The organism is Microbacterium sp. Kw_RZR3, assembly GCF_029222405.1.
Lineage (GTDB): Bacteria > Actinomycetota > Actinomycetes > Actinomycetales > Microbacteriaceae > Microbacterium.
On sequence record NZ_JARHXC010000258.1, the window covers coordinates 1 to 21,879 of the forward strand.

The following is a 21,879-nucleotide window of genomic DNA, read 5'->3' on the forward strand; positions in this document are numbered from 1 at the left end:
GGGCCGGCGTGTCGGGGAGGAACTCCGCGCGACGGTACGGGCCGCGCGGGCTTCCACCCGGCGGCCCCGCGACGGTTCGTCAGATCGCCGAGGCCGCCGCGGACGCCTCGGCGGACAGGGCGCGCACGGTCTCGGCATCCCGTGCCGTGAGGGCTGCGGCCGGCACCATCCACGATCCGCTCACGGCGAAGACGTTGCCAAGGCCGAGGTACTCGCCGGCGTTCGCGGAGGACACCCCACCCGACGGGAGGAAGCGCACGTCGGGGAACGGGCCCGCGAAGGCCTTCAGCGCGGTGGGGCCGCCCACGGCCCCCGCGGGGAAGAGTTTGAGTCGGTCGAGTCCCGCGGCGATCGCTCGCTGGATCTCGGTCGCGGTCGCCACCCCGGGGAGGAACGGGATGCCGAGCTCCGCCGCCCGCTCGACCACGGCGTCGTCGAACCCCGGTGAGACGAGGTAGGTCGCGCCGGCGTCGACGGCCGCCTCGACCTGGGCGACGGTCGTCACCGTGCCGGCGCCGACGGCGAAGCCGGATCGTCCGGCGACCGCGCGGATCGCATCGAGGGCGGCGGGGGTGCGGAGGGTGATCTCGGCGGTCGGGATGCCGCCGGCCTGGAGCGCGTCGGCGAGGTCGGGCGCGAAGGACGCATCGTCGAGCACCACCACGGGGACGATCCGGCTGCCGTGCAGCACGTCGTGAGCGGCGCTCATGCGTCTTGCGACGTCGGGGCGACCACGATCTCGCGGAAGCTCACGTGCTGGGGCAGCTGGTACGCGGCGAGGATCGCGCGGGCGATGTCGTCGGGCACGAGTCCGCCGCCGATGCTCTGCTTGTACTCGCGGTAGCCGTCGAGGACGTCGCCCTCGCCGGTGTTGCTGAGCAGGGCCGTGTCGACCATTCCGGGGGCGACGAGGAGCACACGGACGCCGTGCGCGGCGTTCTCGCGCCGCAGTCCCTCGGTCATCGCGTGCACGGCGTACTTCGTGCCGTTGTAGACGACGTGGTTCTCGTAGAGCTGCTTGCCGGCGATCGAGCCGATGTTGACGATCGTGCCGTGACGGCGCTCCTGCATGCCCGGGAGCACGAGCTGGCTGTTCTTCACCAGGGCGACGCAGTTGACGTCGAACTGCTCCTGCACGAGCGCGGGGTCCTGCTCGGCGACCGCTGACAGCGCCATCAGCCCGGCATTGTTGACCAGCAGGTCGACCGGACCGAACCGCTCCTCGGCGCGCGCGATGGCCGCGGCCACCGCGGCGGTGTCGGTGACGTCGGCCTCGGCGAGCTCGGCATCCGGAAGACCGAGGGCCTGCATCGGGGCGAGGCGCCGCGCGATGAGGAGCAGCGGGTGTCCGGCGGCCGAGAAGGCGCGCGCGGTCGCGGCACCGATGCCGGAGCTGGCTCCGGTGATGACGACGAGGGGAAGGGAGGTCATGCGTTCTCCTGGGAAGGGGTGGATCGGGCGAAGACCACCGCGGCGTCGGCCGCGGCGGTGTAACGGTCACGGAGCGCGGCGTATGCGCGCACGCCGTCGGGGTCGGGGGACACGCGGTCGATGACTTCGTGCGCATCGTCCGCGCCGGCGAGCGAGGGCCACACCCCCGACCCGGCGAAGACGAGGGCGGCGGCGCCCAGGGTCGCGGCCTGCTGGTCGACGGTGGTGCGCACGAGCGCGGTGTCGAGCACATCGGCGTAGATCCGGTTCCAGACGGCGGACCGACTGCCCCCGCCCGAGACGAGCAGGTCGGTGTCGGACGGCAGTCCGCTGAGCGTGCGGATGTGACGCAGGCTCCGGTCGAGCGCGAACGCCACCCCCTCGAGGCATGCCCGCACGAGGTCGTCGGCGTCGGTGCCGAGCTCGACACCGGCGAGGAGTCCCCGCACCCCGCTGCCGCCCTCGAGCGGGGTGCCGCCCGCGAGCGTCGGGACGAACACGGCGCCTCGCGCGCCGCGCGGGCTCGCCGCCGCACCGTCGATGAACGCGCCGATGTCGGCACCCGGACGCATCACGTCGCGCAGCCAGGTCAGCGTCGTGCCGCTGCTGAACGTCGACAGCGCGCTGATGTAGAGCCCCGGCACGGCGTGACGGAAGACGTAGGGGCGGGTCTCGACGTCGAGGACGGGGGCGCTCGCGGTCACCGTCATCCAGCTCGAGGAGCCGAGGGCGGCGTAGATCCGACCGTCCGTCGTGCCGCGGGAGCCGAGTGCCATCGCCGCGTTGTCGACCGCCCCCGCGTGCACGGGTACCCCTGCGGGGAGCCCAAGTGCCTCCGCGGCGTCGGCCCGGAGCGTCCCGACGACGTCGGACGACTCGCGCGGGACGGGGAGCAGGGAGCGGTCGAGCTCGGCCGCGTCGAGGATCGCGTCGTCGTAGTCGCCGCGGGTGAGGTCGTAGGCGCCCGACCCGGATGCCATGGAGTGGTCGGTCGCGACCTCGCCGGTGAGCCGCAGGGTGATCCAGTCCTTCGAACCGAGCAGGGACCGGGTGCGCGCCCATCCCTCCGGATCCTCGGTGCGCATCGTCTGCGCCTTGAACACCGGGTACAACTGCGCGCCGAAGCCGTTGCCCGTGCGCAGGTACCACGCGTCCTCGTCGAGGTGGGCGAAGACGTCTTCGGTCCGACCGCGGGTGTCCGACCAGATCGGGGTGTCGCGGGCGACGAGCTCTCCGGCGGCGTCGACCTGCACGACGCCGAGGCTCTGCCCCGACAGGGCGATCCCGATGACGGCTTCGCGCGCGCCGGGAGTCTGGGCGACGACCTCGCGGGTCGCCGAGACCACGGCATCCCACCACTCGTCCGGTCGCTGTTCGGCCCGGCCGGGACCGGGATGCCGCGTCGGATACGACACGACCGTCTCGGCGACCGAGCGGCCCTCGGTCGACCAGAGCGATGCTTTACACCCCCCGGTACCGAGGTCGAGAGCGAGAGCGAGAGGACCCATCGATCAGCGGGTGGCCAGGGCGAGCTCGCTCAGCCGCTCGAAAGAGGGGCCCGACGTCGGGATCTCGATGTCGAAGACCTCGGCGATGACCTGCGTCCATCCGTGCACGAAATAGATCCACCCATCCTCGACCCGGAGGCGGCGCTCGGCGCTCTGCTCCCGCGCCTGGTCGAGGAAGACGAGATCGCCGCGGTAGTTGAGATCCCACGCGACCCCGTCGAGGGGGAAGACGGCGTCGTCGGGAAGGGGGGAGCCCGGGGCGTCCTTGCCGAGGCCGGTCGCGTTGACGACCAGCGAGCGTGGCGCCAGGTCGGCGAGCACGCGGGCGTTGTCGGCCGGGGTGGGGGTGAGGTGGTACTCGAAGAGCGTGTCGGTCGGCAGCGACGCGTGGATCTCGCGCAGGTGGTCCAGGCGCGCCGCCGAGCGGTTCGTCACGATGACCCGCGCGGGCCGGTCGAGGCCCCGCTCCTGCCGAGACAGGTACCAGCTGATCGCGATCGACGATCCGCCCGCGCCGAGACACAGGGCGTCGGCGGGACCGCTCGACCAGAATCCGGCGGGGAGGAACGCGTGGAGCGCGAGCCCGCTGGAGATCGGATCCTTGGCGTGGCAGATCAGCCGTCCGTCGCGCTTGGAGATGCAGCTCGTCTCGCCCATCAGCGCGGCGAAGGCGTCGATCTCGTCGAAGAGGTCGTGGCACGCGGCGAAGAGGTCGATCTTGTGCGTGGTGACGAGGGCACCGAGGCTCAGCGGATCGTCCGCGATGAACCGCACGACGGCGCGGTAGTCGTCGGCGGGCGCGTGCAGGGGCAGGTCGATGCCCTGCAGCACGGCATCCTGCAATCCGAGGTGCGCGGCCCACCGGGGGAAGACGTGCTGGATCGAGGAACTCCCCGTCGTGACGCCGATGAAGTAGAGCGTAGGGGCCGTCGCCGGACGCAGGGTCGAGGCGGTGAGGGTGGGAAACGTCATCGTTGGTCCTTCGTGGCGGCGACCGCGGCCAGCGCGGCCGTGGCATTCATGCCGAATCGGGTGACGCCGAGCTCGGCCATCGTTCGGACGGTGTCGAGGTCGCGGATTCCTCCCGCGGCCTTGAGCGCTGCGCGACCGTCGGCCCGGTCGGCGATCAGTCGGATGTGCTCGATCGTGGTCGCAACGCCCGACCAGCCGGTGCCCGTCTTGATCCAGGGCACGCCCGCCTCGATGGCGGCATCCACCCCCCGCCGGATGTCGTCGTCGTCGAGGCGGCCGACTTCGAGGATCGCGCGCAGCGGCACGCGGCCGTCGACGACCTCGACGATCGCGGCGAGCTCGTTCGTCACGTAGGCGTCGTCTCCGGAGCGCAGGCGTCCGATCGCGACGACGACGTCGAGCTCTTGAGCGCCGAGGTCGAGGAGCTCGGATGCCTCGGTCACCTTCGTCGCGGTCGTGGCGCCGCCGCTCGGGAACGACACCGGCGAACCGGCGAGGACGCCCGTGCCCTCGAGGCGTTCGCGCAGGTATCCGAGCCACTCGGGGAGGACGTGGGCGCTGACGAAACCGCCCGCCACCGCCTGGTGCACGAGCTCGTCGATGTCGGCGCGTGCGTGCTGCGCTTGGACGCAGCTGATGTCGATGTGTCGAGCGAGGTCGGCGAGGACGGGACCGGGATCAGGCACGGTAGCCTCCGTGGTCGGGGTTCGGGCGGGTCGTCCAGTCGCTGCCGTCGGCCACGACGAGCTGTCGCATGCCTCCGGCCTCGGCGATGATCCCGTAGTCCTGACCGGCCTCGGTGGCGTAGGTGAAGAGCGTCACGAGCGTGTCGTCGCCGACGTTCACGCTGCGGTGGATCCAGCCGCCGGGGACGTGGACCACCACCCCGGGGGTGATCGGAAGGGCACGGGACTCGCCCTCGACCGACTCGAGCAGCATCACCCCGGAGCCGGCGACGCCGTAGTAGAGCTCGGCGAACTCGGCCTGCGCGTGAAGGTGCCCCCGCGTCATCGCGAACTCGTCGCCGATCCGGCCGGGCCGGAGGACGCTCAGGCCGATGGTGAGCGCTCCGCGCCCGGTCTCGGGGGTGCTGCTCTCGACCCAGTAGACCGGCTCGCCGCCGTCGCGGGCGACCGCTTCGGCGTAGGCCGCGTCATCGCGATAGACGCCCGCGAGGTCGGGCAGGTGCTTCTCGTAGCGCTCGGATCCTCCGGCGAGGAGGCCACGGGCGATGTCGACGGTCAGCCGGGCCGGTTCGGCCAGTCGTGCAGCGGCGCACATGCAGTCGTTCCCTTCGCCGACGACTGGGGTTACGTCGTCGTGCGTAGTAACACTACAAGAAGTGGGGGAGTTTGGGCAATCTCCGACGCTTTGGTGCCAGTAGCGAGGCCTTGCGCGTAGTTGGGCTACTTCGCCCGTGTGTGCGGCGCTGATCTGGGGCGAACGGAGGAGACCTGGCGAGCGGAGGACGTGTGAGCGCTCCCGCGTCCTCCGCTCGCCAGATCTCCTCCCGTCGCCACGCGAAGAGCGCGCGCGGGGCCCATCGACTCGCGGAGCGGGTCGCGCACAGCCCCGGGGTGCGCACGGCCCGGGTCGCGCACAGCCCCGGGGTGCGCACGGCCGGGGGCGCGATGCCCGGCGCCTCGCTGCGCGTCGGCTCGCGGCGCCCCGGCTCAGCGCCAGGTGAGCCAGGCGGCGGGGTTGCGGCGCAGGACCGCGTCGGCCAGGTCGGCGCCGCCCTCGGCGCGCAGGCGCGGGACGAAGCGGTCGCCGAGGTAGCGCAGCCCCGGCATGCCGCCGTAGGCGACGTAGCGGGTGCGGCGAGCGACGTCGCCGCCCAGCAGGATGCGGTCCCCGCCTCCGGCCGCGGCGGTGGCGATCAGACACGCGAGCACCACGGAGTCGGGGTGCTCTCGCGCGCGAGCGGGTCCGTCGTAGCCGAGGAAAGCTCCCGTGGCAGCGAGCTCGGCGTGCAGCCCGGGGTCGGGATTGCGATCGACGTGCGCCAGGGCGACCCGGTCGGCCCGCACGCCGACGGATGCGAGCGCCTCCAGCGCCTCGAAGGCCGCCGTCCCGTGCTCGAGGTGCACCATGACCGGGGCACCGGTCGCCGCGTGCGCGCGGCCGATCGCCTCGATCGAACGTCGGGCGATGGCATCCAGTCGCCAGTAGCCCATCCCGGCCTTGAGGACGCCCGCGCGCACCGCGGGGTCGCGCTCGCCGCCGGGCTCCGCAGCTCCCCGCACCAGGTCGTCCTCGAACGCCGCGGCGAGTGTGTCGACGTCCGCCGAGAGGAGCGGATGTCCGTCTCCGTAGTGCTCGCGGCGGTGCAGGCCGGTGGTGAGCACGACGGCGACCCCGGTGGCCTCCGCGATGCGACGCGCGGCGGCGGGGCGACGGCCGAGGCCCAGGGGTGTGGCATCCACGAGGGTGTGGAATCCGGATGCCGCGAACTGGCGGGTCTCCTCGGTGCTGGCCTCCTCGTCGTCGAGATCGTCGTCGGGCAGCAGAGGCGAGACCTGGAAGAGGTGCTCGTGGTAGTCGACGGTGCCGAGCGCGTCGGGGGCGAGGTCGCCGATGACGGACCGGACGAACCCGCTCATGCGGGCACGGGGTGAGCGGGAGTCTGCCCGCGCAGGAGCGCGACCATGTCGTTCACCGCCATTCGCCCCATGCCGTCGACGCCCTCGCGGGTCTGCGCGCCGAGATGGGCGGTGACGATCACGCGGTCGGCCAGGTCGTCGGCTAAGAGGGGCGATGCCGCGTCACCGGTGGTCTCGATGGCGAGGGTGTCGGCGGCGTAGGCGGCCACGCGTCCACGCCGGGCGGCGCGGGCCACCGCCTCCTCGTCGACGAGGTCGGCGCGAGCCGTGTTCACGAGCAGGACGGGCCGGTCGGCGGCGGCGAGCCACCGCTCATCAATGACCTTCTGCCCGCCCGGCGCATGTAGTGTCACAACATCGCAGCGAGTCGAGAGCGTCTCGGTGTCGGCGCGCTCCACGGCCTCGAACAGCGGATCGCGGGCGTCGACCCACGGGTCGGCCCCGAGGACCGTGGCGCCGAACGCGCGCAGGCGTTCGGTCACGAGGCGTCCGATCCGGCCCAGTCCGACCACCCCGACGGTCAGCGCCGACAGCTCTCGCGCGGGCTTTCCCGACCAGTCGCCCGCGCGCACGCGACGATCGGCGGCCGGGATGCCCCGCAGGGCCGTCAGGAGGAGGGCGAGGGTGTGCTCGGCCACCGCGGCCGAGTTCGCGCCGGGAGTGTTCGTGACCGGGATGCCGCGCGCCGCCGCCGCGGCCAGATCGACGTTGTCGACGCCGACGCCGTAGCGCGCGATCCCCCTCAGGTGGGGGGCGAGGTCGAGGTGGGCCGCGGTGACCGGGCCCGTGCCGGCGATCCACCCGTCGGCCTCGGCGAGCAGGGGAGCGAGCTCCTCGAGGTCGTGCGACGAGCCGGCGCGGACGACGCGGTATCCCGCCTCCGCGAGGACCGCTCCGGGGTCGTACTCGCCCGACCCGAACGAGCGGGAGGTGACCAGCACGACCCCGGTCACGAGTCGGCCTCGGTGGTGTCGCCCGCGCGGTCGCCCTCGGCGTGACGCATGGCCGCGAGCTCGCTCTTCATGCGGCGGATGGCTTCGCTGTGGGCCGGCGAGCGACGCAGGGCGACACCGGTGGCGAGGATGTCGATGACTACGAGCCCCGCGAGACGGCTCGTCGACGGGGTGTACACGTCGGTGTCTTCGAATGTGCGCACGATCAGGGGAATATCCGCGATCTCGGACAGCGGGCTGACGCGACCGGTCAGCGAGATGACGGTTCCCCCGGCCTTGCGCGCCGCCCGGGCGACCGTGAGCGTCTGCTCGGTGTGCCCGGTGTTCGAGATCGCGACGGTCACGCTGCGGGGACCCGACATCGTCGCGGCGATGAACTGCTGGTGGAAGTCCTCGGGTGCCTGGCAGGGGACGCCGAAGAGGGGGAACTTCTGTTGGGCGTCCTGCGCGATGATGCCGCTCGCGCCGAAGCCGACGAAGAGGATGTCGCTGGCATCCAGAATCGCCTCGATCGCTCGCTCGACGGCGGCGGGGGCGAGGGTGCGGCGTGCGCGGTCGAGGCTCGAGATGGTGTGGTCGAAGATCTTCTCGGCCACGTCGCCCGAGGAATCCGACGAGGTGATGGTCGAGTGGGTGACCGGCAGGCCGAGAGCGAGGGTCTGGGCGAGCTGGATCTTGAAGTCCTGGAACCCCTCGCAGCCGACCGAGCTGCAGAAGCGCATGACGGTGGGCTCGCTGACCTCGGCGGCTTCGGCGAGGCCGGCCATCGTGAACTGGGCGGCGCCGACGGGATTGTCGAGGACGATCGCGGCGACCCGTTGTTCGGAGCGGCGCAGGTGCGGCAGTTGGCGGGTGATGCGCTCGAGAAGCGTGTCGGTGGACTCTTCGCTGGCCTGCTCGACGTCGAGGGTCATCGCGAGCTCCTTCCATGTAGTATGGCTACATCTTAGCCGATGCGGGCTTCCCCGCACAGCGCGACAGCACAGGAGGACGAAGATGTACCGACAAAGGCTGGAACTCACCGACCGTGTGGCGGTCGTGACGGGAGGCTCCCGCGGCATCGGGCTCGCGGTGGTGACCGCTCTCGAGGAGTTCGGGGCGATCGTCGTGATCGCCGACGTGCTCGACGAGGCCGGAACCGCCGCCGCGGGGTCGTTCGAGAGCGGGCGCGTGTCGTACGTACACCTCGACGTCACGGACGCCGCCGAGGTGGAGCGCGTGTTCGCCGACGTGGCCGGTCGTCTCGGATCGGTCGACATCCTCGTGACCTCGGCCGGCATCGCCAACCACCAGCCGTCGCTCGAGCTCGAGCGCGAGACATGGGACCGCGTCCTCGCCGTCAACGCGACGGGCACGTTCTGGTGTGCGCGCGAGGCCGCGCGGCACATGCAGGAGCGCGGCGGCTCGATCGTCGCGATCGGCTCGATGTCGGGCGAGCTCGCGAACGCGCCCCAGCGCCAGGCCGCCTACAACGCCTCGAAGGGTGCCGTGCACCTCGCCGTGAAGTCGCTCGCGATCGAGTTCGCCGAGCAGGGCATCCGCGTCAACGCGGTGGCCCCCGGTTACGTCGGCACGGAGCTGACCAAAGACGGCGTTCCCACCGACTGGTGGGACGACTGGGTGCGCCGCACGCCGATGGGCCGCCTCGGCGCTCCGGAAGAGATCGGCTCGCTCGTGGCGTTCCTCGCGTCGGACGCCGCGTCGTATATGACGGGCTCGGTCGTGCTGATCGACGGCGGCTACTCGGCCTGGTGACCCGCGCCGGGCGGGGCGGGGGCGGGCGCTGCCGCGCGCGGGCGTTGCCGCTGCTGCGCGCTGCCTGCCGCGCGCGGGCGTTGCCGCGCTGCCCGCGCGTCACGCATAAACGCTGTTTGCGCGCATAAACGCGCTCTCCCTGTGTTTATGCGAGTGGATCGCGTTTATCGGTGACACGGGGTGCCGACCCGCGGTCCCGCCCCGGCGCCCAGCCGCCCCGCGCACGGACGGACGCTACCGCACGGGCGCTACCGCACGGGCGTTCTCGCGCAGGCGGTCCGGGCGCGCCACGCATAAACGCTGTTCGCGCGCATAAACGCGCTCTCCCCGTGTTTATGCGAGTGGATCGCGTTTATGGATGCGCCGCCGCGCCGCCCCACGCCCGCCGCCCCGCCCCGCCGCGCGCATCCGCCACCCCGCCGCGCCGCCCCGCCTCACTCCAGGAACGCCACCGGAAGCGCGGCGACGGGCAGACCCGAGCCGGCGATCACCCGCTCGATCGCGTCGTGCTGCGCGTCGGGGGCGGTCACCTGCACCTTTTCGACGCCGTCGATCGGCGTTCCGCCGCCGCCGAACGCGAAGTACGTGACGTCGTGCTCGTCGATGAGCGTCGTGAGCAGCGCGTGGTACCCCGCGGCTTCGCCGGGGCCGATCTCCACGCCGAGCCGCGGACCCGAGACCTCGACCGGCATCTCGGGATCGACTCCCGCGGCCGCGCGCAGCGTATCGGCGTGAGCGACGAGGGGCAGCAGCTGCGCCCCGACCTCGTCGGGGCGCCCGTCGAGCGGCGAGAGTGCGAAGCGCTCGGCATCCCAGATCGCCGCCTGAATGACGCTCCCCGGGGCGACCCGGAAGATCTCGGATGCCACGGCCTCCAGGTCGAACCCGAACTCGGGGCATCCCCGCACGGCGTCGGCGTACGCCGAGACCCGGGTGGCTCCGGCGCCTTCGAGGTCGAAGCCCCACTCGACGGCATCCGGATAGGCGGTGTCGCAGGCGATCTCGCGGATCTCCGGGAACGCGGATGCATCGGCCGTGACCTGCACCCAGGACGAGGGATTCGCGAACAGCGGCGCCTCGACCCAGCGCTGCTTCTGCACGTCGGATACCCCGGGGACGGCCGCGATCTCCGCGGTCAGCGCGTCGAACGCGGGGTCGGGCCGGTCGAAGCGCGTCTCGTCGATCATCCAGCCGAACACCACCACGGCAGCGCCGCCGACGGCGATCGCCCCCACGACGGCAGCGGCGATCCCGATGCGGGCACGTGTGGTCACCGGCATCCGTCGACCTCCCCGTCGTTTCGCGACCGACCGTAGTGCGGGCGGGTGAACGCGGGGCGAACGCGCCGCGGCGTCAGGCTCCCGCTGTCGCTTCGTCACCGCGCGAGCGTGCGTGGCGGACGAACAGCACTCCCGCGCGAAGCGCTGCGCCGACCGCGAGCAGGATCAGGACCACGGATGCCACGAGGCCCGCGACGATCACGACGAAACCGCCGGGCCGCTCGTCGTAGTAGTACGTGGAGTACTGCTCATCCCACACGAGGAACTCGGCCCCGTACGCCATCGCGCCGTTGTACACGACGGGGACCAGCAGCAGCAGAAGGGCGCTCAGACCGGCCCACGCAAGAGGCTTCGACATGGCCGACACGGTAGCGGCGTTCGGTGTCCGTCGGGTGAACCGCGAGAGGGCAGCGCACCGCACGCATAAACGCGATCCACGCCGATAAACGCGTGCAGAGCGTGTTTCTGTGCGCGGATCGCGTTTATGCCCGAGTGGGCCCCCGCAGGCTGCGGATCGCCGCGCCCCCAGCGCGGCGCCCCCAGCGCAGCGCCCCCCAGCGCAGCGCGCCTCAGCGCAGCCCCGCCCTCGGCGCAGCCCCGCCCTCAGTCCAGCGCCACCCGCACCTCGTGCCTCCCCGCCTCGACCCGGCGGCGGAGTCCCGGCAGCTCGATCTCGGCGCGCACGCCGATCGGAACCTCGCACGACAGCGTCACCGCGCCGTCCTCGACCAGCCACTGCACCGACAGCTCGCCGTACGGCGTCCGTACGGCAGCCGAGGCCGACGACAGTGCCGTCCCGAGGACGCTCGGAGCGATCCGCGCCTCGCGCCACCCCGGCGAGACCGCTCGCAGCCCGGCCACGTCGGCGTAGAACCAGTCCTCGACCGTGCCCAGGAAGTAGTGGCCGCGCGAGCGCGACTCCTCCTTCCAGTGCTCCCAGAGCGAGGTCGCGCCCTGCTCGACCCAGAAGCCCCAGCTCGGGAACGTCGTCTGCAGCGCCACCCCGACCGCGACGTCGGCGTGGCCGAAACGCGTGAGCTGGGGGAGCAGGTGCTTGGTCGCGAGCGCACCCGTCGACAGGTGGTGTCCACGGTCGACCACGTCGGCGGCTAGGCGGTCGGCCGCGCGCTGGCGGTCCGCGGCGGGGAGGATGTCGAAGGCCAGGGCAAGAGTCGTGTGGGCCTGGCGATACCCGGCGTCGCCTCGTCCCCGTACCTCGGCGGTCTCGGCATCCCAGAACTCGGCGACGAACGCGGCACGAGAGGCCGTGGCGGCCCGCTCCCACTCGCCCGGGTCCTCGCCCAGCACACGGGCGATCGCGGCCGCCGTGTCGCACATCGCGATCACGAACGCCGTGGCGGCGATGCGGGTGTCCTCCGGCGCGTTCCCGCCGCCCGGATCGGTCTCGGGGCTGACCCAGTCACCGAGGGTGGTGTCGAAGAGACCGTCGACTCCCCGCTCGAGCTCGAAGCGCAGGTAGTCACGCGCATCGGGCCACACGTCGGCGAGCACCCGCTCGTCGCCGCGCAGCTGGTAGATGTCCCACGGCACGAGCGGCAGGGCCGAGTGCCACGTCGGTGCGGGCGTCCAGTCCATGCTCCATCCGCCGTGCGGGGCGATCACCTCGGGCGCTCCCTGCCCGTGGCGGGATGCCGCGATGTCGTCGACCCACTTCGCGAGCAGTTCGTGCGTGTCGAGGTTGAGAAGCATCATGCGGGCGCCGACCATGCCGTCGCCGGTCCACCCGTTCTTCTCGTACTTCGGCGTATCGGTCGGGATGCCGTGCAGGTTGTTGAGGATCGTCCGCACCGTGAGCTCGTGCAGGGTGTTCAGCATCGGCGACGACGTCTCGAAGCGTCCGGTCCGCTCGGCGCGCGTGTGGACGACCCGCGCGCGAAGGGTGGGCAGGGACCGGGCGCGCACCTCGACGTGCTGGAACCCGTGCCAGGTGAATCGCGGATGCCACCGCAGCGGCCGATCCGCCAGGGTCACGCGGTCGGTCTGGAAACGTCCGTCGAAGTAGCCCTTCTCGTCGTCGGAGTTCGGCGTCCCGTCGGCGCGGAGGCTCTCGCCGAACCGCAGCTCGATCTCGGCCCCCGGATCCGCATCGGCGTCGACCTCGACCCAGCCGGCGATCACGCGGGGGAAGGAGACGACCCAGCGGCCCTCATCGAGCTGCGTCACTCGCGTCGGTTCGAGCGTCTCGCCCTCGACGATCGGAGGCTGACGCTGCAGCGCGGGGACGCCGCGCGGCCCCTCGACCTCACGGGCCGAGACCCACGCGCGGTCGTCGAAACCGGCGGTGCTCCACCCCGGCTGCTCGAGGCGCGCGTCGTAGTCCTCGCCGGCATAGAGGTCATCGAGGCGGGTCGGGCCCGCGGTGGTGGTCCACCCCGAGTCGCTCACGACGACGCGCTCGCCGCGGCCGTCGCGCAGCACGAGCAGCACACGCACCGAGGGGTCGGCGTGCCAGGGGGCCGTCTCCCAGTTCCACGTGTTGCGCCCGCGCATGCCGTAGAACCCGCGGCCGAGCTCGACGCCGATCGCGTGGGGACCGGGCGTCATCCGTTCGGTGACGTCGACGACCGTGTACTGCGCGCTCACCTCGTAGTCGGTGAAGCCGGGCCCGAGAACGCTGTCGTCGGGGGCGTCCCCGTCGATCTCGACGCGGGCGAGACCACCCGCCCCGACCACGAGATACGCCTCGTCGGGGACGGCATCCACCTCGAACTCCGTGCGCAGCAGGGGAGCGGCCGCTCCGTCGTTCGCGGCACCGATGAAGGTTGCGCCGCGCCAGTCGTCGTCGACGACCGCCGTGACGAACGTTCCGGTCGCGGCGGCGTCTCCAGCGGTGGTGGTGACCACCACCGTCCACTCGTGGCGGCGGAGCGGGGCGAGCGGAGCCCCCTCGTAGGCGATGTCGACGCTGCGGTCGGACGCGACGGGTCCGCTCCGCCACCGCGTCTCGGTGCCGGTGCGCACGCTCAGGCGGTAGGAGAGCTGCCGGACGCCGTCGATGTCGGAGCGCAAAGTCCAGCCGAAGCGGGGCGATGCGGGGACGCCGACCGGGTCGACGGCGTGCTCGACGGTGAGGTCGGTGACGGAGATCATGCGGCGTCTCGCAGTTCGCGGAGTTCGGGGGCATCGCCCCAGTGGCGGTCGAGGGCGGCGTCGACGTCGGGATGCTGCGCGAGGAAGGCGGCCAGGGCCACCGGTCGGTCCTGCGGGCGCGTCTGCTTCTGGTTGATCTCGCCGAGCAGGCTCCACCGCCGGTCGCCGCGCTCCACCGGCTCGGCGAAAGCGCCGATATAGGAGGTGTAGTCGAACACCTCGACCGTGTCGCCGACCTGCACGACACCGAGGCGAAAGTCGGCGCACATGAACCACGTCACCGTCTCTCCCGCGCGCGACGCCTGCACGCCGCTGCCGCTCTGCTGCAGGAGGTAGGCGAGATCCTCGTTGTCGGCGTGCCGGGCGCGCCACTCGTCGCCGAACCGGCTGATCGTGGTCACTTCGAGATCGTTCCACTGCTCGCGGAGGCCTCCGAGCCAGCCCGCCCAGGCGTCGAGCGTGGTGGGGTCGTGCGCGAGCCCGCGCGCGACCTCGCTGATCTCGTAGTTCACCGTGAGCCATCCGAGGCCGTTGCGCGCGACGTTGCGCTCGTTCAGGTGCGCCTCGCTCGTGGCATCCAGTTCTCTCAGCGCGTCCGCGCGCGGCAGACGGTGCAGCGTCTCGATCGGACCGAGGCCGAGCCGTGAGTTGTACTCGGACGACATGCCCGCGGTGCGCGCGGCGACGAGGTCGACCGTCCAGCCGTCGAGCTGCACCGCGTCGATGCGATCGTCGCCGCGGCCGGGCACGAGGAAATGGTTGCGGGAGGGGTAGTAGGGGTACGCGAGCGAGCCGTCGCCGTCCTGCAGGTCGATGTCGAACTGGCTCCAGATGTTGCCCTGAACGGTGCGGATGCCGAGATCGCGCGCACCCGCGATGTTCGCGGCCGAGAGGAACCCGGCGACCAGCGCCGTGGTCGGGCGGTCGAAGTGGGTGTGGAGCAGGTCGACCGCGTCGGAGATGTCGCGAGCGACCTCGTCGCGGGTTCCGTAGAGGTTGGCGAAGAAGCCGCCGGGGACGAACGTGATGTCGTCGCCGTGCTCGGCGGCGAGACGCGCGAGCGTGCGGCGGATGTCGCGGTAGCGCGGGGAGTCGTCGGTCAGAGCGCCCCACGAGAGGGCCCATGTGAGAGAGGCGTCGGGGACCGCACTGCGCACGGCGTCGGAGAAGCGCTCGACGAGGGCTGCGGAGTGGAGTTCGGTCTCGTTCTCCCAGAGGGAGGTGTCTCTCGTCGCCTCGATCTGGTGGCGGCGGACGATGGTGTTGATGGTCAGTCGTCGGCCGAGTGGCGGGCGTGTCTGCATGGGGCCTCACCCTATCCGCCGACGCCCGCGTTTGCGTAGTTCCACTAGCAATATTCGCGGGATGGGGTGCCGTTACGCATTCGGTATGGGCGAATGAACCGATTTTGTGTAGTCTTGCTACCGACACCACGTTCCGCGGAAAGAGCCGCGCGACGATCGACGGAGATGAGGGAGTGGCCATGACGAAGTGGCTGAGGCACACGGCGGTAGCGGCGGTCGCGTTGACCACCGTAGGCGCGCTGAGCGGCTGCGCGGGAGGTGCCGGCGGCGGTCCCACCGAGCTCAGCTTCCTGATGTGGGGAGACGGCGGCGACACGCAGAAGGCGTACGAAGACGTCATCACCGAGTTCGAGGCGGCGAACCCCGACATCACGATCAACGCCGAGTTCTTCAACACGAACGACTACGACAACATCCTCAAGACCCGCCTCTCCGGTGGGGCCGGCCCCGACATCTACGGTTTCGACCTCGGCAACATCGACACCTTCGTCGCTGACGGTTTCGCAGCAGACCTCTCGCAGGGCGGCGAGAGCTACCTGTCGAAGCTGACCCCCGAGGCCGCGAAGGACAGCCAGCGCGCCGGCGGCACCTACAACCTGCCGATCTCGCTCTCGGGCAACGGCATCATCTACAACAAGGCGCTGTTCGAGAAGGCGGGCATCGACGCTCCGCCCACGACCTACACCGAACTGCTGGCCGACTCCAAGAAGCTCTCGGACGCCGGGGTCATCCCCTTCGCGATGAGCGCGCAGGACAACTGGTGGCCGCAGTTCATCGTGTACTACGCCCTCGCCGAGCACGGCGCGAACGAAGAGCTCGGCGCCGAGATGGCCGCGGGCAAGACGACCTTCTCCGACAGCAAGGCCTGGGCCGAGTCGCTCGACGTCGTCAAGGAGCTCACGCCGTACTACATGCCCAACCCGGTCGGCACGAGCCAGACCGCTGCGCAGTCGGCGTTCCTCGGCGGGCAGGCGGCGATGTTCCCCGCGACGTGGATCCTGTCCGACGCGCGCGAGGCGGGCCTCGACCTCGGCTACATGAACTTCCCGACCGTCGACAAGCCGTCCGATGACATCTGGGGCACGTACCAGGTGCGGTTCGGCCTGAACCCGAACAACGGGGATGCCAAGCTCGCCGCCTCGCAGAAGTTCCTCGACTTCTTCCTCCAGGACGACACCTACAAGGCGTTCCTCGACAAGGTGAAGCTGTTCCCGACCACCAAGGACGTCGAGATCGGCGCTGACGTCGACCCGCTCTTCCCCGAGATGCAGGCCGCGTGGGAGGGCAAGACCTTCGTCGCCGCGTTCTCGCCCACCGACCCGAGCATCCAGGACGCTCTCCTGGTCGGGCTGCAGAACATCATCAGCGGACAGAAGAGCACCGAGCAGGTGCTGGGCGACCTCGACGCCGCCCTCGCGCAGTACCGCGCCAACAACGGTTGACCCCTTCGAACCGCCTCGCTCGGGAGCGCCCGGGCGAGGCGGTTCCCTTTTCGAAAGACGGATCCCCCATGCCTCGTTCCCTCGCCCTGACAGCCACGACCGCGACCGCGCTGAGCGCCCTGGCCCTGGCATCCCTCACCGGATGCCAAGCCGGCTCGAGCGACACGACCGCCCTCAGCTTCCTCATGTGGGGCGACGGCGGCGACACGCAGAAGGCCTACGAGAAGGTCATCGACGCGTTCGAAGCCGAGAACCCCGGCATCACGGTGAACGCCGAGTTCGTCAACACGAACGACTACGACAACGTCCTCAAGACGCGCCTGTCGGGCGGTGCCGGCCCCGACGTCTACGGATTCGATCCGAAGAACCTCACCGACTTCGTCCGCGACGGCTTCGCCACCGACCTCTCGGGCGCCGACTTCTTCTCGCGTCTCGACGACGCCGCGGCGCAAGAGGCCCGTCGGGGAGCGGACGGGGATGCCGCGTACTCGGTGCCCATCTCGCAGTCGGGCAACGGCATCATCTACAACACCGCGCTGTTCGAGCAAGCGGGCATCGCCGAGGTTCCGCAGACCTACACCGAGTTGAAGGCCGCGGCCGAGAAGCTGTCCGCCGCGGGCATCACGCCGATCGCCATGAGTGCGCAGGACAGCTGGTGGCCCCAGTTCATCGCGTACTACGCGATGGCGCAGCACGTTTTCCCCGACGACCCGGGTGCGATCGAGGAGCTGCTCGCCGGAGAGAAGACCTTCGCCGACATCCCCGGCTACGCCGAGTCGCTCGAGGTCGTGAAGGACCTCGTTCCGGCCTACATGCCCGACCCGCTCGGGACGAACCAGTCGGCCGCGAAGTCGGCCTTCCTCAGCGGACAGGCGGCGATGTTCCCCGCGACGTGGATCCTCTCCGACGCGCGTGCCGCGGGGGTGGAACCGGGCTACATGAACTTCCCGACCCTCGACGCCGACGTCGCCGACATGTGGGGGAGCTACCTGGTCGCGTGGGGGATCAACCCCGGCAACGACCGGGTCGAGGCGGCCGAGAGCTTCATCGACTTCTTCTTCCAGGATGAGGTGTACACCGACTTCCTCACCTCGGTGAAGGCGTTCCCCACGACCGAGGGCATCGACGTCTCGGCGAACGACCCGCTCTTCCCCGACATGGTCGCGGCGTGGGAGGGCAAGACCTTCCGCCCCGTCGTGATCCCCGCGCACCCGCAGCTGCAGGAGACGCTCCTCGTCGGCATGCAGAACCTCATCGCCGGGCGCAGCGACGTCGACACGGTGATCGACGAACTCGACGCGACGCTCGTCGAGGTTCGCGCGAACGCCGACTGAGGCGCGACGGGTCGCCTGCCGCGTCGGTGGCCCGTGGCATCCCTCCCCTTTTTCGGGTTTGGGGCGTGTTTCTCCGTTCGGGGCGCGTGATTCTCCGCCCCAAACGGTAGAACGCGCCCCAAACCCGCGCGGGAGGGGATGCCATGCGTTTCGGGCGGTAGCGCAGCTACGCGAAACAGCGACGGCGGCGACGGATTCTGCATCCGCAGCGGCAATTTCGACCGGAAGATGTAGTATGGCTACACGACGAGAACGAGGATGTGCTTGTGACCTCCCTGCTGACGATCACCGACGATCGCACCACCGCGACGTTCGACCCCGAGACGGGCGGACTGCTCGCCCTCGACGGCCCGAACACCGGTCTCGCGCCCTTCGCCGGCGGGCGTCCGTCGCTGTTCGTGGTCGAGATTCCGCGGGCGGGCGACCGCACGGTCGTCGTCGAGACGGTCGCGCAGACGCTCACGAGCGTCGCGCGTGAGGGCGACGACGCGCTGCGCCTGGTGTGGCGCGACCCCGTGACCTCCGCGGGCGAACGGCTCACCGGCGAGATCACCGTCGGCGCGCGCGTGCACGACGGGGCCCTGCGGCTGTCGCTGTCGTTCCACCTCGACTCCGTCGGCGTGGAGGCCGTGCGCTTCCCCTCGCTCGGCGGCATCCGTCCGGTCGAGGGAACGCTCGAGCTCCGCGGCGTCGACTACTCCACAGGCACGCGCGTGTCGCTGCTGCCGGTGTTCGACTCCAACGCCCCGTACTGGGGGACGCTGTACCCCGACTACGCCAGCGGCAACCTGCGCCCCGAGCTGGTGGGCACCCCGACATCGCCCTTCGTGGTGCTGGCGAGCGAGGCCGGCGGGATCACGGTGCAGCCGGCCGCGCGCACCCTCGACTTCATCGGGTGGCGGGCGAGCCTCGTGCCCGGGTTCGCCGACAGTCTGCGCCGCACCGCGGCGGACGACGCGGCTGTGACCCTCGACGCCATCCATTTCCCCGCGGCAGACGGGTCCGCCGCCGAGCTGCCCGAGATGGCCGTCGTCCCGTTCGCGGGGGAGTGGGAGCGCGGTCTCGACGCGTACCTGCCGACGCAGGATCCGACGCGGCGGAGCGCGGCATCCTGGCTCCGAGAGCCGCGCTCGTGGCTGCAGGTGCAGCTCATGTCGACCGAGGGCGAACCCCGGTACGACTTCGACGCGCTCGTCGACATCATCGAGGAGTGCGCGCGCGAGGGCATCGGCGCGATCCAGATCGTCGGGTGGAACGAGGGCGGCCAGGACGGTCTCGTCCCGCAGCACCGCCCGGCCGAGAAGCTCGGCGGTGAAGCCGGCCTCCGCCGCGCCCTCGATCGCGCGCGCGAGCTCGACGTCGCCACCGTGCTCTACGTGAAGTACGTGTGGGTCGAGAAGCCCGGACCGCTCTGGGACGAGCTCGAGTCCTTCGTCTCGCGCGACCCGAACGGCCAGCCGTACGCCCAGCCCGGCCCGGTGTACCACTCGTCGCGCAAGCGCTACGGCATCAACACCCCCTGGTACGTGCCGCTGTGCTTCGGCGTCGAGGAGCTGCGGCGACGCTTCGCCGACGAGGTCGCCGAGATCGCCGCGTGGGGGGCCGACGGCATCCTGGCCGACGAGTCGCTGTATCACGGGCGTGCTCTGCTGTGCTTCGCCGACGATCACGGCCACCCCGTGGGTGCCAGCGCGTTCACGTGGGATGCCGATTTCGTCGAGGACATCCGCGCGGGGCTCGGCGACCGCGCCGACACGTTCGTCATCGCCGCCGAGGGCGCGTACGACGACCAGTTCGCGCACTACGACGTGTCGTACTTCCGCAGCGCCTTGCCGACGCACCGTCCGCTCGGGCGCCAGCTCCGGCCCGATGCGCGCATCGTCACCGCCCTCACCGGGTTCGACGACCGCTCGATGATCGCGCAGTGCCTGCTCTACGGGTACGCGATCAGCCTCGAGCCCTACAACTTCAAGGGGCGACCGGGCGACATGCCCGCGACCGTCTCGCTCGCCCGACAGGCCGACGCCCTGCGCGATCGCCACCGCGATCGCCTGTGGAACGGGCGCCTCGTCGTCGATCACGACGTCGTCGCCCTCCGGCCGGACGGTTCCGTGCACGACCTCCTCACCGTGTGGGAGGGCGACGACGGCGCCCGCGCCCTCGTCGTGGCCAACTATGGCGACGAGGTGCTCTCCCTGCATCTGCCCGGCCTCGGCGACGCCGAGACCGACGACCTCGACGGGCTCCGCGCGCCGGTCTCGGACGGGCGCGTCGACGTGCCCGCCCGGAGCGCGACCGTCGTCCTCCCCTCTCTCGACTCGATTGGATCGCTATGAGCAGCACACGCGTCGAGGACCCGCGGGTCCTCGCCCTGGACGACCCCACCGTCACGCAGGCGGTGACGACGCGCTCGCTGAAGGCGCGCCTGTGGACGGGACGTTCCACCGCGGGCAGGTTCTGGATCGCCGTCGCTCCCGCGCTGATCCTCTACACCGTCTTCACGGTGTACCCGATGGGACAGGTGATCGTCGCGAGCTTCACCGATGCCCGCGGGTTCAACCGCGCGTGGGACTTCGTCGGTGCCGACAACTTCGTGCGCATCTTCTCGGGCGACCCCGTGCTCATGGAGGCGATCGGCAACACCGCGATCTACGGGTTCTTCAAGATCGTCGTGCAGACGATCCTGGCGTTCCTCATCGCCGTGCTCCTGCACCGCCAGCTCCGGCTCGGCAACATCTACCGCGCGATCTTCTTCGCACCGATGGTGATCTCGCCGGTGGCGATCGTGTTCACGTGGAGCTTCATGTACGACCCGACCACGGGAACGTTCAACACGCTGCTGCGCAGCATCGGGCTCGGCGGTCTCGCACAGGACTGGCTCGGCAACTACGACCTCGCGCTGTACAGCGTGATCCTCGTCGACCTGTGGAGCGGTCTCGGGTTCAACGTCGTCATCTTCCTCGCGGGACTCTCGACGATCCCGGGCGAGATCCTCGAGGCGGCCAAAGTCGACGGTGCGCGCGGGTGGAAAGCGATGCGCTTCATCACGATCCCGCTCATGATCCCCTCGATCGGACTCGTGCTCGTGCTGTCGATCAACGGTGCCCTGAGGGCCTTCGACACCGTCTACCTGATGACGCGAGGCGGACCGGGCAACTCGACACAGCTGTTCATGACCCAGGTGTTCCAGGAGGGCCTGGTGAACAACAACTTCGGCTACGCCTCGGCGATGGCCGTGCTGGTCCTGATCGTGCTGATCGCGATCGCGGCCGTGCAGAACAGACTCAACAACCGCGTCGCCGCCGAGGAGGGCAACCGATGACCACGCACGCGCCCGCGCGCTCACGCTTCGATTCCCGGTCGATGCTCCGCTTGGCCCGCCGCCTCCCGATCAACCTGCTGCTGATCGTCCTCAGCATCGCGATGATCTACCCGATCGTCATCATCGTCATCACGGCGTTCAAGCCGAACCTCGAGGTGCTGACGAACCCCACCGGGCTGCCGCAGTCTCCGACCTTCGACAACTTCGTCACCTCGTGGCAGGATGCCGGCTTCACCAACCTCTTCTTCAACTCGGTGCTGCTGACCGTCACGAGCATGACGATCGCCACGTTCGTCGCGGCCCTCGCGTCGTACGCGATCGTGCGCCAGGCCACGCGCATCGGCTCGGGCGTGTACCTGCTTCTCGCGGCGGGCATCTTCCTGCCGATGCAGCTCGCGCTCGTGCCGCAGTTCCGCGTGGTGCGCGATCTCGGCCTGATCAATAACTACGCCGGCGTCATCCTCATCTACATCGCGGGCGCCCTGCCGTTCGGCGTCTTCCTCATGGCGGCCTTCATGCGCCAGGTGCCGAAGGAGATCGTCGAAGCCGCGGTCATCGACGGCGCGGGCTACTTCACCCTCTTCCGCCGCATCTTCCTCCCGCTCGCCCGCCCCGCGATCGCGACCTTCTGGGTGCTGCAGGGCGTGGGCGTCTGGAACGACTACCTCGTCCCGCAGCTGCTGCTCACCGACCCCTCGAAGCGGACTCTGACCACCGGCGTGCTCTACTTCAAGGCGCAGTACCTCGCCGACTGGGGCAACATCATGGCCGCGGTGCTCATCATGAGCCTGCCGATCCTGCTGCTGTTCGTCTTCGCGCAGCGCTTCTTCGTCAGTGGCCTCTACGCCGGGGCGGTGAAGTGAG

The 21,879-nt window shown here is 70.7% G+C and carries 19 protein-coding genes; 6 read left to right on the top strand and 13 right to left on the bottom strand.

Translation table 11 applies throughout. The features are described from left to right. Nucleotides 1-79 precede the first annotated feature (79 nt). The 9 genes from eda to P2P98_RS14455 form a co-directional block, all read right to left on the bottom strand. The gene (eda, locus tag P2P98_RS14415; protein ID WP_275800797.1) at nt 80-709 is read right to left on the bottom strand and encodes a bifunctional 4-hydroxy-2-oxoglutarate aldolase/2-dehydro-3-deoxy-phosphogluconate aldolase; all 630 of its coding nucleotides are present in this window, start codon (nt 707-709) and stop codon (nt 80-82) included. Further along, nucleotides 706-1,431, bottom strand: a complete 726-nt coding sequence (locus tag P2P98_RS14420; protein WP_275800798.1) for an SDR family oxidoreductase — start codon at nt 1,429-1,431, stop codon at nt 706-708. Before P2P98_RS14420 ends, eda begins: the two co-directional genes overlap by 4 nt. Continuing rightward, complete coding sequence (locus P2P98_RS14425; RefSeq protein WP_275800799.1) at nt 1,428-2,939, bottom strand: FGGY family carbohydrate kinase; 1,512 nt, start codon at nt 2,937-2,939, stop codon at nt 1,428-1,430. Before P2P98_RS14425 ends, P2P98_RS14420 begins: the two co-directional genes overlap by 4 nt. A 3-nt stretch (nt 2,940-2,942) precedes the next feature. Next, entirely contained in the window at nt 2,943-3,911 is a 969-nt protein-coding gene (locus P2P98_RS14430) for a shikimate dehydrogenase (RefSeq protein WP_275800800.1), read from the bottom strand. Beyond that, nucleotides 3,908-4,597, bottom strand: coding sequence for a deoxyribose-phosphate aldolase (gene deoC / locus P2P98_RS14435; protein ID WP_275800801.1), 690 nt, complete (start codon nt 4,595-4,597; stop codon nt 3,908-3,910). Before deoC ends, P2P98_RS14430 begins: the two co-directional genes overlap by 4 nt. Continuing rightward, a complete protein-coding gene (locus P2P98_RS14440; protein WP_275800802.1) occupies nt 4,590-5,192 on the bottom strand; it encodes a glucose-6-phosphate isomerase family protein in 603 nt (200 codons plus the stop codon). Before P2P98_RS14440 ends, deoC begins: the two co-directional genes overlap by 8 nt. Nucleotides 5,193-5,584: 392 nt before the next feature. Continuing rightward, nucleotides 5,585-6,514 carry an aryldialkylphosphatase gene (locus tag P2P98_RS14445; RefSeq protein ID WP_275800803.1) on the bottom strand — a complete coding sequence of 310 codons (930 nt, stop codon included), beginning with the start codon at nt 6,512-6,514 and terminating at the stop codon, nt 5,585-5,587. Further along, entirely contained in the window at nt 6,511-7,467 is a 957-nt protein-coding gene (locus P2P98_RS14450) for an NAD(P)-dependent oxidoreductase (RefSeq protein ID WP_275800805.1), read from the bottom strand. Before P2P98_RS14450 ends, P2P98_RS14445 begins: the two co-directional genes overlap by 4 nt. Next, nucleotides 7,464-8,381: an SIS domain-containing protein gene (locus P2P98_RS14455; protein ID WP_275800806.1), complete on the bottom strand. Its 918-nt coding sequence runs from the start codon at nt 8,379-8,381 to the stop codon at nt 7,464-7,466. Before P2P98_RS14455 ends, P2P98_RS14450 begins: the two co-directional genes overlap by 4 nt. 82 nt (nt 8,382-8,463) lie before the next feature. On the opposite strand from P2P98_RS14455, the gene P2P98_RS14460 reads away from it, so the two are divergent. Beyond that, on the top strand, nt 8,464-9,222 hold the full coding sequence (locus P2P98_RS14460; protein ID WP_275800807.1) for an SDR family oxidoreductase: 759 nt from the start codon (nt 8,464-8,466) through the stop codon (nt 9,220-9,222). 434 nt (nt 9,223-9,656) lie between these two features. On the opposite strand, the gene P2P98_RS14465 is transcribed toward P2P98_RS14460, so the two are convergent. The 4 genes from P2P98_RS14465 to P2P98_RS14480 form a co-directional block, all read right to left on the bottom strand. After that, a complete protein-coding gene (locus P2P98_RS14465) occupies nt 9,657-10,496 on the bottom strand; it encodes a hypothetical protein (RefSeq protein WP_275800808.1) in 840 nt (279 codons plus the stop codon). Nucleotides 10,497-10,575: 79 nt separating this feature from the next. Beyond that, nucleotides 10,576-10,860 (bottom strand): hypothetical protein, encoded by a 285-nt coding sequence (locus P2P98_RS14470; protein WP_275800809.1) that lies wholly within the window; start codon nt 10,858-10,860, stop codon nt 10,576-10,578. Between the two features lie 245 nt (nt 10,861-11,105). Further along, complete coding sequence (locus P2P98_RS14475; RefSeq protein ID WP_275800811.1) at nt 11,106-13,613, bottom strand: family 78 glycoside hydrolase catalytic domain; 2,508 nt, start codon at nt 13,611-13,613, stop codon at nt 11,106-11,108. Beyond that, nucleotides 13,610-14,917, bottom strand: coding sequence for a DUF3863 domain-containing protein (locus P2P98_RS14480; protein ID WP_275800812.1), 1,308 nt, complete (start codon nt 14,915-14,917; stop codon nt 13,610-13,612). Before P2P98_RS14480 ends, P2P98_RS14475 begins: the two co-directional genes overlap by 4 nt. Nucleotides 14,918-15,096: 179 nt before the next feature. Between P2P98_RS14480 and P2P98_RS14485 the strand changes: the two genes are divergently transcribed. From P2P98_RS14485 to P2P98_RS14505, 5 genes are all read left to right on the top strand, one after another. Next, nucleotides 15,097-16,359 carry an extracellular solute-binding protein gene (locus tag P2P98_RS14485; protein ID WP_275800813.1) on the top strand — a complete coding sequence of 421 codons (1,263 nt, stop codon included), beginning with the start codon at nt 15,097-15,099 and terminating at the stop codon, nt 16,357-16,359. Between the two features lie 68 nt (nt 16,360-16,427). Then, nucleotides 16,428-17,693: an extracellular solute-binding protein gene (locus P2P98_RS14490; RefSeq protein ID WP_275800814.1), complete on the top strand. Its 1,266-nt coding sequence runs from the start codon at nt 16,428-16,430 to the stop codon at nt 17,691-17,693. 266 nt (nt 17,694-17,959) lie between these two features. Beyond that, entirely contained in the window at nt 17,960-20,029 is a 2,070-nt protein-coding gene (locus P2P98_RS14495; protein WP_275800815.1) for a DUF6259 domain-containing protein, read from the top strand. Beyond that, nucleotides 20,026-21,015, top strand: coding sequence for a sugar ABC transporter permease (locus tag P2P98_RS14500; protein WP_275800816.1), 990 nt, complete (start codon nt 20,026-20,028; stop codon nt 21,013-21,015). The genes P2P98_RS14495 and P2P98_RS14500 overlap by 4 nt, the downstream gene beginning before the upstream one ends. Then, the gene (locus P2P98_RS14505; protein ID WP_275800817.1) at nt 21,012-21,878 is read left to right on the top strand and encodes a carbohydrate ABC transporter permease; all 867 of its coding nucleotides are present in this window, start codon (nt 21,012-21,014) and stop codon (nt 21,876-21,878) included. Before P2P98_RS14500 ends, P2P98_RS14505 begins: the two co-directional genes overlap by 4 nt. The last annotated feature ends 1 nt before the right edge of the window (nt 21,879 follow it).

Excerpts from the sequence above, each read along its gene's own strand:
- P2P98_RS14505 (WP_275800817.1), top strand. The coding sequence starts at position 21,012 with ATGACCACGCACGCGCCCGCGCGCTCACGCTTCGATTCCCGGTCGATG.
- P2P98_RS14440 (WP_275800802.1), bottom strand. The coding sequence starts at position 5,192 with ATGTGCGCCGCTGCACGACTGGCCGAACCGGCCCGGCTGACCGTCGAC.
- P2P98_RS14470 (WP_275800809.1), bottom strand. The coding sequence starts at position 10,860 with ATGTCGAAGCCTCTTGCGTGGGCCGGTCTGAGCGCCCTTCTGCTGCTG.
- P2P98_RS14480 (WP_275800812.1), bottom strand. The coding sequence starts at position 14,917 with ATGCAGACACGCCCGCCACTCGGCCGACGACTGACCATCAACACCATC.
- P2P98_RS14445 (WP_275800803.1), bottom strand. The coding sequence starts at position 6,514 with ATGAGCGGGTTCGTCCGGTCCGTCATCGGCGACCTCGCCCCCGACGCG.
- P2P98_RS14500 (WP_275800816.1), top strand. The coding sequence starts at position 20,026 with ATGAGCAGCACACGCGTCGAGGACCCGCGGGTCCTCGCCCTGGACGAC.
- P2P98_RS14475 (WP_275800811.1), bottom strand. The coding sequence starts at position 13,613 with ATGATCTCCGTCACCGACCTCACCGTCGAGCACGCCGTCGACCCGGTC.
- P2P98_RS14420 (WP_275800798.1), bottom strand. The coding sequence starts at position 1,431 with ATGACCTCCCTTCCCCTCGTCGTCATCACCGGAGCCAGCTCCGGCATC.
- P2P98_RS14430 (WP_275800800.1), bottom strand. The coding sequence starts at position 3,911 with ATGACGTTTCCCACCCTCACCGCCTCGACCCTGCGTCCGGCGACGGCC.
- P2P98_RS14455 (WP_275800806.1), bottom strand. The coding sequence starts at position 8,381 with ATGACCCTCGACGTCGAGCAGGCCAGCGAAGAGTCCACCGACACGCTT.
- P2P98_RS14490 (WP_275800814.1), top strand. The coding sequence starts at position 16,428 with ATGCCTCGTTCCCTCGCCCTGACAGCCACGACCGCGACCGCGCTGAGC.
- P2P98_RS14425 (WP_275800799.1), bottom strand. The coding sequence starts at position 2,939 with ATGGGTCCTCTCGCTCTCGCTCTCGACCTCGGTACCGGGGGGTGTAAA.
- eda (WP_275800797.1), bottom strand. The coding sequence starts at position 709 with ATGAGCGCCGCTCACGACGTGCTGCACGGCAGCCGGATCGTCCCCGTG.
- P2P98_RS14485 (WP_275800813.1), top strand. The coding sequence starts at position 15,097 with ATGACGAAGTGGCTGAGGCACACGGCGGTAGCGGCGGTCGCGTTGACC.
- P2P98_RS14460 (WP_275800807.1), top strand. The coding sequence starts at position 8,464 with ATGTACCGACAAAGGCTGGAACTCACCGACCGTGTGGCGGTCGTGACG.